The following is a 9,145-nucleotide window of genomic DNA, read 5'->3' as shown; positions in this document are numbered from 1 at the left end:
TCGCCCCAAGGTACCCCGAACAATCTGAAAGATTGTTCGGGACCAGTCCTGCTAAATTCTTTGAATTTAGCAGGGTCAAAATTTTGAAGAGTCGCTCCAGGCGGGCACGAAAAGTTCCGCCTGCGCCAAGAGACGAAAAATTTTATGCTGGGGGGAACTGGGTAAAAACGGTATCCCCCCTGCCGCACGAAGGGTACTGTGAACGGCCATTAGAATTTTTTCGCCGTGCACTGCTCCGCAAAATTTTCATTTCTTGGTGAAGGGGCCCCCGATGGTGGGGTATCGACCGGGACGTAAAAATCGCGAGCGGGCACGGATCCCGCCAAACACCTTTAAAAGAGCGTTTATTGATATACTAGGGCTACCCGACTCGTTTGGCGGGAGAGCGAGCGATTTTTCCGAGCACAATTTTCCTCGCCGGGGAAAATTGTGCGTTCCCGGGAGGTACCCCACCGGAGAGGGGAACCGTGCTGGAAATGAAAATTTTTCCCCAAATTCCCTTGACAAGGGGCACGTTTATGCTACACTAAGACATTAGCACTCTAAGTTAAAGAGTGCTAATTTAACTTGCGGGCGGGAAGGCTATATGATGGCGAACTATAATAAGCGGCAGGAAGCGATACTTGAGATCATAGTCAAGCATTACGTTGAGACCGCCGAGCCGGTCGGCTCGCGGTTCGTCGCGCGGCGGCTGGGGCTTTCGAGCGCCACCATACGCAATGCCATGGCCGACCTCGAGGATGGGGGCTTCATAATGCAGCCGTATACGTCCGCGGGACGGATACCCACGGATAAAGGATACAGGTTCTATATAGATTCGCTCATGCGCGTCAGGAACGTGAACGAGCAGGTGGTGAAGACGGTGGATGAGCAGTACCACCATGCCATAAGGTCCCTTGAGGACGCTCTTGAGAAGACCTCTTATCTCATATCGGACCTGACCAATTATGTAGGGATAACGCTCTTCCCCAAGAACGAAAAGGTGTATCTCGAGGGGGCAAGCCACATCATAGAGCAGCCTGAGTTCAGGGACTTGAGGAAACTATATGCGCTCCTGAAGTGCCTTGAGGCGAAGAGGGAGATGCTGAACCTGCTGGTAGAGGACATAGACGATGACCGCCTCACCATACATATAGGCAAGGAGAACAAGCTGAACGATCTGAAAGAGTGCAGCATAGTTACCCGCGGCTACAAGGTGAGGGGCAAGATGGCGGGCAGGGTCGGCGTCATAGGGCCGAAGAGGATGGTCTATGAGAAGGTCATCCCTACGATAGAGTTCCTGGCGACCACCTTAAGCGATATACTTGAAGAATTCGAGGTCTGACATATATATGGAAGAGAAGAAGAATAATAAACACGCTGCAGCGAACAAAAAGGCGGAGGAGAAAGAAGAGACCATATCTATTCCGAAGAAGGAATATGAATGCCTCATTGCGAAGTGCGGGGAGCGGGACAGTTTCAGCGACAGGTTTTCCAGGGCGCAGGCGGAGTTCGAGAATGCCCGCAAGCGTCTCGAAAAAGATAAAGCGGATTTCCTGAAGTATGCACAGGAGGGTTTCGTCATAGAGCTCCTCCCGATACTCGATTCTCTTGAGATAGCCGAGCACCACATAGAGGAAGCGAAGGATTTCAACGCGGTACGCGAAGGCGTCGGCATGATACAGGGCCAGATCCAGATATTCCTGAAAGGGCTGGGAGTCGAGAGGATAAAGACGGTCGGGGAGAAGTTCGACCCGCATATGCACGAAGCGATAGAGACGGAAGAGTCGGTCGATAAAGATGACGGTACGATAGTCGGTGAATTGAAGCCGGGGTACAGGCTGAACGGAAGGCTTCTGCGCCCGGCGATGGTAAAGATAGCGAAGAAAAAATCGGAAGAGAAGAAAGGATAAGACCAAGGAGGGTTATATGGCAAAAGCGATAGGAATAGATCTGGGCACTTCGAATTCGGCCGCGGCATATATGGAGGCGGGACGGCCTACCATCATACCGTCCGCCGAAGGCGCGGGAGTCGCGAGCGGGAAGGCATTCCCTTCATACGTGGCATTCACAAAGGACGGCCAGCGTCTCGTCGGTGAGCCGGCGAAACGGCAGGCGTCGATCAACCCGGAAGGGACGATACAGGCGGCCAAGCGTAAGATGGGGACGGACTTCAAGTTCAAGGCGTACGGTAAGGAGTATACGCCGCAGCAGATATCGGCGTTCATACTCCAGAAGATAAAACAGGACTCCGAGGCATACCTCGGGGACAAGGTGGAGGAGGTCGTCATCACCTGCCCGGCGTATTTTAACGATAACCAGAGGCAGGCGACGAAGGATGCCGGGGAGATAGCCGGGTTGAAGGTATTGAGGATAATCAATGAACCGACTGCGGCATGCCTGGCGTACGGCCTCGATAAGGCGGGTAAAGAACAGAAGATCATGGTATTCGATCTCGGTGGCGGGACGCTCGACGTCACGGTCCTCGAGATGGGCTGGGACGATGAGCACAAGGCGGCGACGTTCGAAGTAATATCGACGAACGGCGACACGCAGCTCGGCGGCACGGACATGGATAACGCGATCATCGATCATCTCGCCAAAGAGTTCAAGAGGGATACGGGCATAGAGCTCAAGAACGACAAGATGGCCGTACAGCGCCTGCGGGAGGGCGCGGAGAAGGCGAAGGTGGAGCTCTCGAGCACGCTGACGACGGACATAAACCTTCCTTTCATAACGGCGGACCAGACGGGCCCGAAACATATGACGATGTCGTTCACGAGGGCCAAGCTCGAGGACCTCATATCGCCTATCATAGACAGGTGCAAGGGGCCGATGGAGAAGGCGCTTGCCGATGCCAAGGTAACAGCAAAGGATATCGACAGGATAATCCTCGTCGGCGGGCCTACGAGGATGCCGGTAGTGCAGAAGTTCGTAGAGGACTACGTAGGGAAGAAGATAGAGCGCGGTGTAGACCCGATGGAATGCGTCGCCCTCGGCGCCGCCATACAGGCCGCCATCATAAAGGGCGATGCGAAAGACGTCCTGCTCCTCGACGTGACGCCGCTATCCCTCGGGATAGAGACGCTCGGCGGGGTCTGCACGCGTCTCATCGAGAGGAATACCACGGTGCCTACGCGCAAGAGCCAGGTATTTTCCACGGCGGCCGATAACCAGACCGCGGTCACCATCAGGGTGCTGCAGGGCGAAAGGCAGATGGCGAACGACAACGTCGAGCTCGGAAGGTTCGACCTCGTCGGTATACCTCCGGCCCCGCGCGGTATGCCGCAGGTGGAGGTGACGTTCGACATAGATGCCAACGGCATCGTCCACGTGGGCGCCAAAGACCTCGGGACGGGCAAAGAGCAGTCGATAAAGATATCCGCGCCCAAGAAATTGTCGAAAGAGGAGATAGAGAAGTTCGTAAAAGAGGCCGAAAAGTTCTCCAAAGAGGACGGGAGGATGAAGGAAGAGGTGGAAGTGAAGAACCAGGCGGATACGCTCGTCTACACCACGGAGAAGTCGCTCAAGGAATTCGGCTCCAAGATCAGCGAGTCCGACAGGAAGAATATAGAAGATAAGATAAGCAACCTTAAGGAAGCGCTCAAGGGTAAGGACATTGACAAGATAAAGAGCGGCACCGAAGCCCTCACGGAGGCCTCTCATAAGATAGCGGAGGAGATATATAAGAAGACGTCCGGGAAAGGCCCCGGCGGCGGCGCGGGTCCTTCCGGCCAGCAGGCCCCGCAGCAGGAGCCCGAGACCGAGAAGGAGGAGGCCGGCCCGAAGAAAGACGATATCATCGACGCCGAATACACCGCTGAGGATGAGGACGGAAAGAAAGGGAAGAAAAAGTAAAAGATCTTAAAGTCACCAGGTCACAAAGTCACCACGTCACCAGTAAAAGCTTTTACAGGTGACCTGGTGTCATGGTGTCGTGGTGACCAGGTCTTTATAATATGACGATTATGGCTAACAAGCGTGACTATTACGAAGTCCTCGGTATCGCGAAGACCGCGACCGCCGACGAGGTGAAGAAGGCCTACAGGAATCTCGCGCTCAAGTACCATCCCGACAGGGTACCGGCCGAAAAGAAGAAGGATGCTGAGGAGAGGTTCAAGGAGATATCGGAGGCATACGAGGTCCTGATAGATCCGCAGAAGAAGGCGAACTACGACCAGTATGGACATGCCGGTGTCGAAGGGGCGTTCAAGCAGGGCGGGTTCACATGGCAGGACTTCCACCACTTCGACGATGTCCGGGACATATTCGGCGGCCTGGACCTGAGCGACCTCTTCAGGAACTTCGGGCTGGGCGGCGATATATTCGGAGGCGAATTCGGGGCCTCCGGGAGGCGGCGGCCCGGCGGCAGGCGCGGAGCGGACCTGGAGTACAGCCTTGAGATAGGATTTGAAGAGGCGGCATTCGGCGCGGAAAAGACGATCACCATACCGCGGTATGAGCCCTGCGATGACTGCGACGGGAGCGGGGCGAGGCCCGGTTCGAAGAAGGAGAGGTGCCCGGCATGCGAAGGGCACGGGCAGGTCATCTCGTCTAACGGTATCTTCAGCATAACCCAGACATGCCCCAGGTGCGGCGGAGAGGGCGTTGTTATAAAGGCGCCGTGTCCGGCATGCTCCGGTACGGGCAGGACAAAGATAAGGCGCAATATCACCGTGAAGATACCCGCAGGGGTCGATACGGGGTCGCGCCTGAGGGTCCAGGGTGAGGGCGAGGCGCCGGAGCGCGGCGGCAGGAGAGGAGACCTCTACGTCCTCTTATATGTCAGGAAACATGAGATATTCGAACGGCACGACGCCGACATATTCTGCGAAGTACCGATAAATTTCGTCACTGCGGTATTCGGAGGAGAGGTGGAGATACCGACTTTGGGCGGCAAGGCGAAGATGAAGATACCCGCAGGCACGCAGAGCGGCAGGGTCTTCCGGCTCAAGGCAAAGGGTATAGCGCATCTTCATGACGGCGGGATAGGGGATGAGCTGGTAAGGGTCCAGGTGGAAGTCCCCACTAACCTTACGGGCGAACAGAAACGGATATTGAAAGAGTTCGCCAATGCGAACGGGGACCCGTCGGGCCCGTTGTCGAAGTCGTTCGTGGAGAAGATGCGGAGGATGTTCAAATAAAATAGTCCACAGTCCACAGTCGACGGTCCACGGTAATATTTTGTGGACCATGGACTATGGACCGTCGACCAACGTATATAATACGAGGAGAAATAGATGCCGACGTATGAGTACGAGTGTGAAAAATGCGGAAACGCGTTCGAGAAATTCCAGAAGATGACGGACGATCCGCTGAAGAAGTGCCCTGAATGCGGCGGTAAGGTGGTGCGCCTCATAGGGTCGGGCAGCGGTATAATATTCAAGGGCTCCGGTTTTTACGAGACGGATTACAAGAAGAAGAGGGGCTCCGCCGGAAAAGACGCTCCTCCCTGTCCGGGGTCGGGCGACTGTAAAAGCTGTCCTTCCGGCAAAAAGAAGAACGGTTAGAGAGGTCTCCTTTGGCAACTGTAAAACCTTTTAAAGGTATCATATACAATAAGGGAAAGGTGGGGAAAGTAGAGAAGGTCATCGCGCCTCCCTACGATGTGATCCCCAAAGAGATGCAGGCGTCCCTCTACCGCCGGGACCCCCACAACGTAGTGCGGCTCATATTGGGTAAGATATATCCCGGGGATACGTCGCGTAACAACCGTTACACCCGGGCGAAGAGGTCCTTCGACTCCTGGCTCAAGGGCGGGGTGATGGTCCGGGATGAGGCCGATTCCCTGTATATATACTCCCAGACGTACAGATATGGCGGCAGGAGATTCGAACGCACTGGTTTTATGGGCCTTATGGGACTGGATGGAGGCAAAGGTAAAGATTCCGTCCTCTCGCACGAGAATACGCTGCGCGCTCCCAAGGTAGACCGCCTCAGCCTGATCCGCAGCATAAAAGCGAACCTGAGCCCTATATTCGTCCTCTACGAAGACGGGCGCCACGCGATCGTCAATATCCTGAAAAGGCACTGCAGGGCCAAAAGGCCTCTCATAGACCTATATTACGATGATGTCCGCCACCGTATGTGGCGGCTGGACGATGCGCGCGACATAAAGAGGATAGAGGCGCTCATGCGGCCCAAGGATATATTCATAGCCGACGGCCACCATCGTTACGAAGTGGCCAGGGCATATTCCGCCGAAGTCCAGCGCCGGGGGGCCGGGGATGAACTTAAAAAGAACTCGAAGTCGATGATGGTATATTTCGTCGAATCCGATGAAAGGATGCTGACGATACTGCCGGCGCACCGGCTGGTAAAAGATATAGGTGCTCTCAAAGAGGGCGACATATTGCAGAGGGTCGAAAGGTCCTTCTTTGTGCAGAAGATGCGCTCGATGAAGGTCCTGATGGGGGCCCTCGAGAGATCGGGCGGGGCGCACGCCTTCGGGATGTATACCGGTAAGGGCCGCTTCTATCTGCTGAAACTGAAGAGCGTAGCGTATTCTGACAGGGTCATACGGGAAAATTCCGACACATGGAAGCGTCTCGACGTGACGATACTCCACCTTTTCCTTATGCAGCACGTGCTTGGGATCAGGGACGAGGACGATAACGTCGAATTCGTGAAGGACCCGGGAGAACTGCCGGGCCTTGTCGATAAACGCAGATTCAAGATAGCGTTCTTTCTGAATCCCACCATGGTATCCCAGGTCAAGAGGATAGCCCGTATGGGCGAGAGGATGCCGAGAAAGGCGACCTATTTCTATCCCAAGCCGCTTTCGGGGCTTGTGATCAATAAGTTAAACTGACTATGTGCGGCATTTGCGGTTACGTATACGCTGACAGGACGAAGCGCCCGTCTGAGGCCGTCCTCAAGGGCATGATGGATACGCTCGCTCACAGGGGGCCTGACGATAGCGGGTCTTTCATACGCGGGCCGGCCGCCTTAGGCCACAGGCGCCTTTCCATAATAGACCTCAAGACCGGCCGCCAGCCGATGTCAAACGAAGACGGCTCGATAACTATCGTCTACAACGGCGAGATATATAACTTTCCCGAGCTGAGAGAGGCCCTCTCCGAAAAGGGGCACGTCTTCAAAACGAGGTCCGATACAGAAGTCATCATACGCGCGTACGAAGAGTATGGCGAGAGTTGCCTCGGACATTTCAACGGCATGTTCGCTTTCGCATTATGGGACGCGGGTAAGGAACGGCTGTTCCTGGCGCGCGACAGGTTCGGGAAGAAACCCCTCTACTATGCGTTCTTCGATAATCAGCTCATCTTTGCGTCGGAACTCAAATCGCTTCTCAAACACCCCTCCGCGCGCAGGCAGATAGATATGAGTTCGGTAAGCAAATACCTGGCCTACGAGTATATACCCTCACCACGCACCATATTCAGGGATATAAAGAAACTGGAGCCGGCCTCCAAACTCCTCTTCGAAAAAGGACGCAGCAGGGTAGAGCGTTACTGGGATATGAAGACGGGGGATACGGTATCCATGGACCCGGAAGAGACGGGGAAGAGGATCATCGGTCTCCTGAAGGATTCGGTCAGACGCCGGCTGATAAGCGATGTGCCCCTGGGCGTATTCTTAAGCGGCGGCATCGATTCGTCGGCCGTGGTCGCAATGATGGCAGAACTCGTCAGCCCCAAAGAGATAAAGACGTTCTCCGTGGGGTTCAGGGAGAAGCTTTATGACGAATCGGGCGATGCCAGGACCGTCGCCGGACATTTCGGGACGGATCACCATGAAGAGATATTGAAACCCGGGACGATGCTTGAGGTATTCCCGGCCGTTCTCGACATGCTGGACGAACCCTTTGCCGATTCATCTATCATACCCACATATATCGTCTCGCGCTTTACGAGAAGGCATGTGACGGTCGCACTGGGCGGCGACGGAGGGGACGAGCTCTTTATGGGATATCCTTCGTTCTTTGCGCACAAGCTCAACGGTTACTTCAACCTTCTCCCGGAGCCTGTCAGGAGCGGATCCGTAAAACTGTTGACCGGGATGCTGCCGGTATCGCATGACTATAACAGCCGGAGTTACAGGGCGGCGCGGTTCCTGCGCGGGCTCGATCTTCCGGAAGAGGTCCGCCATCAGGTATGGACAGGGTCGTTCACCCCGGCCGAACAGGAGAAGCTTTTTCTCCCGAACGCAGAGTTGAGCTTTGATCCGTTAGATCTTTATGACACAACGGCCGGTCTTTACCGGAACGCGAAAGGCGCCGACCCGCTCGACAGGGCCGCTTATATTTACGCAAAGACGTATATGGCAGACGACATACTGGCCAAGGTGGACAGGGCGAGCATGGCCGTGTCGCTCGAGGTGAGGGCGCCGTTCCTCGACAAAGATTTCGCCGAATTCGTGATGACCATACCGGGTTCCATGAAGATGAAAGGGTTCAGGACGAAGTGGATACTGAAGAAGGCATTGGAAGGCAAACTGCCGGGGGAGACGCTGGCTAAGCCCAAGCGGGGGTTCGCGGTACCGGTCGCGGCTTGGCTGAAGAACGACCTCAAGGGGCTCCTCACCGACGCCTTCGACAAGACGAAGATCGAGCGGGAGGGCATATTCAGATACCCGTATATAAAGTCGATGGTCGACGCCTTTATGGCGGATAAGAACGACACGCGCAAAGAGCTCTGGGCGCTCTTCATGTTCGAGATGTGGTACGATCGGTGGATGAAGTAATTTTTCGGCAACACATCTTGCATGGCCGCGAGGCCAGGGGCTTCGCCTAATTTTGCTTTCAAGGGTGTTTAGGATTATTTTAGTTATATAGTTTTATTTATCTCTACGCTTTACCGGTTCGTTTTATATATTTGAGAGGTAGTTATTAACTTAGCAAAATTTATACGGCTCAACCCCATGGCCTCACGGCCATGTTCGATAAGAGCCGAAAAATTTTGTGAGGCGGGGACTGGATAAAAATTTTACGGGTGACCCCAAATTTTTATAAAGGAAAAATTTGGGATAAGCTATGGGCTATTAAAATACTAAAATTTCACAGAGGAAATTTTAGTATGACGCGACCGAGCCTTTTGGAGTATAGGGCACTACGGCGCCTAGGATCCACGATCGGTCATTGGTACGCCTCGAGAGCGTTGGATGCCCTATAGAAACAAAAGGCGAGGGAGCGGCAGGACCCGTAAAA

General features: G+C 54.6%; 7 protein-coding genes. All 7 read left to right on the top strand.

Annotation, left to right across the window (positions count from 1 at the left end; genetic code table 11):
- The first annotated feature begins 586 nt into the window (after positions 1-586).
- Positions 587-1,324, top strand: coding sequence for a hypothetical protein (locus WC515_08940; GenBank protein MFA5147484.1), 738 nt, complete (start codon positions 587-589; stop codon positions 1,322-1,324).
- A gap of 7 nt (positions 1,325-1,331) precedes the next feature.
- Positions 1,332-1,892 carry a nucleotide exchange factor GrpE gene (locus tag WC515_08935; protein MFA5147483.1) on the top strand — a complete coding sequence of 187 codons (561 nt, stop codon included), beginning with the start codon at positions 1,332-1,334 and terminating at the stop codon, positions 1,890-1,892.
- 16 nt (positions 1,893-1,908) lie between these two features.
- On the top strand, positions 1,909-3,837 hold the full coding sequence (dnaK, locus tag WC515_08930) for a molecular chaperone DnaK (GenBank protein ID MFA5147482.1): 1,929 nt from the start codon (positions 1,909-1,911) through the stop codon (positions 3,835-3,837).
- A gap of 107 nt (positions 3,838-3,944) precedes the next feature.
- Positions 3,945-5,123, top strand: a complete 1,179-nt coding sequence (dnaJ, locus tag WC515_08925; protein MFA5147481.1) for a molecular chaperone DnaJ — start codon at positions 3,945-3,947, stop codon at positions 5,121-5,123.
- Positions 5,124-5,219: 96 nt separating this feature from the next.
- On the top strand, positions 5,220-5,489 hold the full coding sequence (locus WC515_08920) for an FmdB family zinc ribbon protein (protein MFA5147480.1): 270 nt from the start codon (positions 5,220-5,222) through the stop codon (positions 5,487-5,489).
- A gap of 11 nt (positions 5,490-5,500) precedes the next feature.
- Complete coding sequence (locus WC515_08915; GenBank protein MFA5147479.1) at positions 5,501-6,790, top strand: DUF1015 domain-containing protein; 1,290 nt, start codon at positions 5,501-5,503, stop codon at positions 6,788-6,790.
- A 2-nt stretch (positions 6,791-6,792) separates the two neighbouring features.
- The gene (gene asnB / locus WC515_08910) at positions 6,793-8,682 is read left to right on the top strand and encodes an asparagine synthase (glutamine-hydrolyzing) (protein MFA5147478.1); all 1,890 of its coding nucleotides are present in this window, start codon (positions 6,793-6,795) and stop codon (positions 8,680-8,682) included.
- Positions 8,683-9,145 lie beyond the last annotated feature (463 nt).

This window comes from Candidatus Omnitrophota bacterium (assembly GCA_041650805.1).
Classification (GTDB): Bacteria; Omnitrophota; Gorgyraeia; order 2-01-FULL-45-10; family 2-01-FULL-45-10; genus JBAZKM01.
The sequence above is the reverse complement of the archived record's forward strand: the minus strand, read 5'-3'. Positions and strand labels throughout refer to the sequence as shown.

Coding starts and splice junctions, on each gene's coding strand:
- WC515_08940 (MFA5147484.1), top strand. CDS start 587: ATGATGGCGAACTATAATAAGCGGCAGGAAGCGATACTTGAGATCATA.
- WC515_08935 (MFA5147483.1), top strand. CDS start 1,332: ATGGAAGAGAAGAAGAATAATAAACACGCTGCAGCGAACAAAAAGGCG.
- dnaK (MFA5147482.1), top strand. CDS start 1,909: ATGGCAAAAGCGATAGGAATAGATCTGGGCACTTCGAATTCGGCCGCG.
- WC515_08920 (MFA5147480.1), top strand. CDS start 5,220: ATGCCGACGTATGAGTACGAGTGTGAAAAATGCGGAAACGCGTTCGAG.
- asnB (MFA5147478.1), top strand. CDS start 6,793: ATGTGCGGCATTTGCGGTTACGTATACGCTGACAGGACGAAGCGCCCG.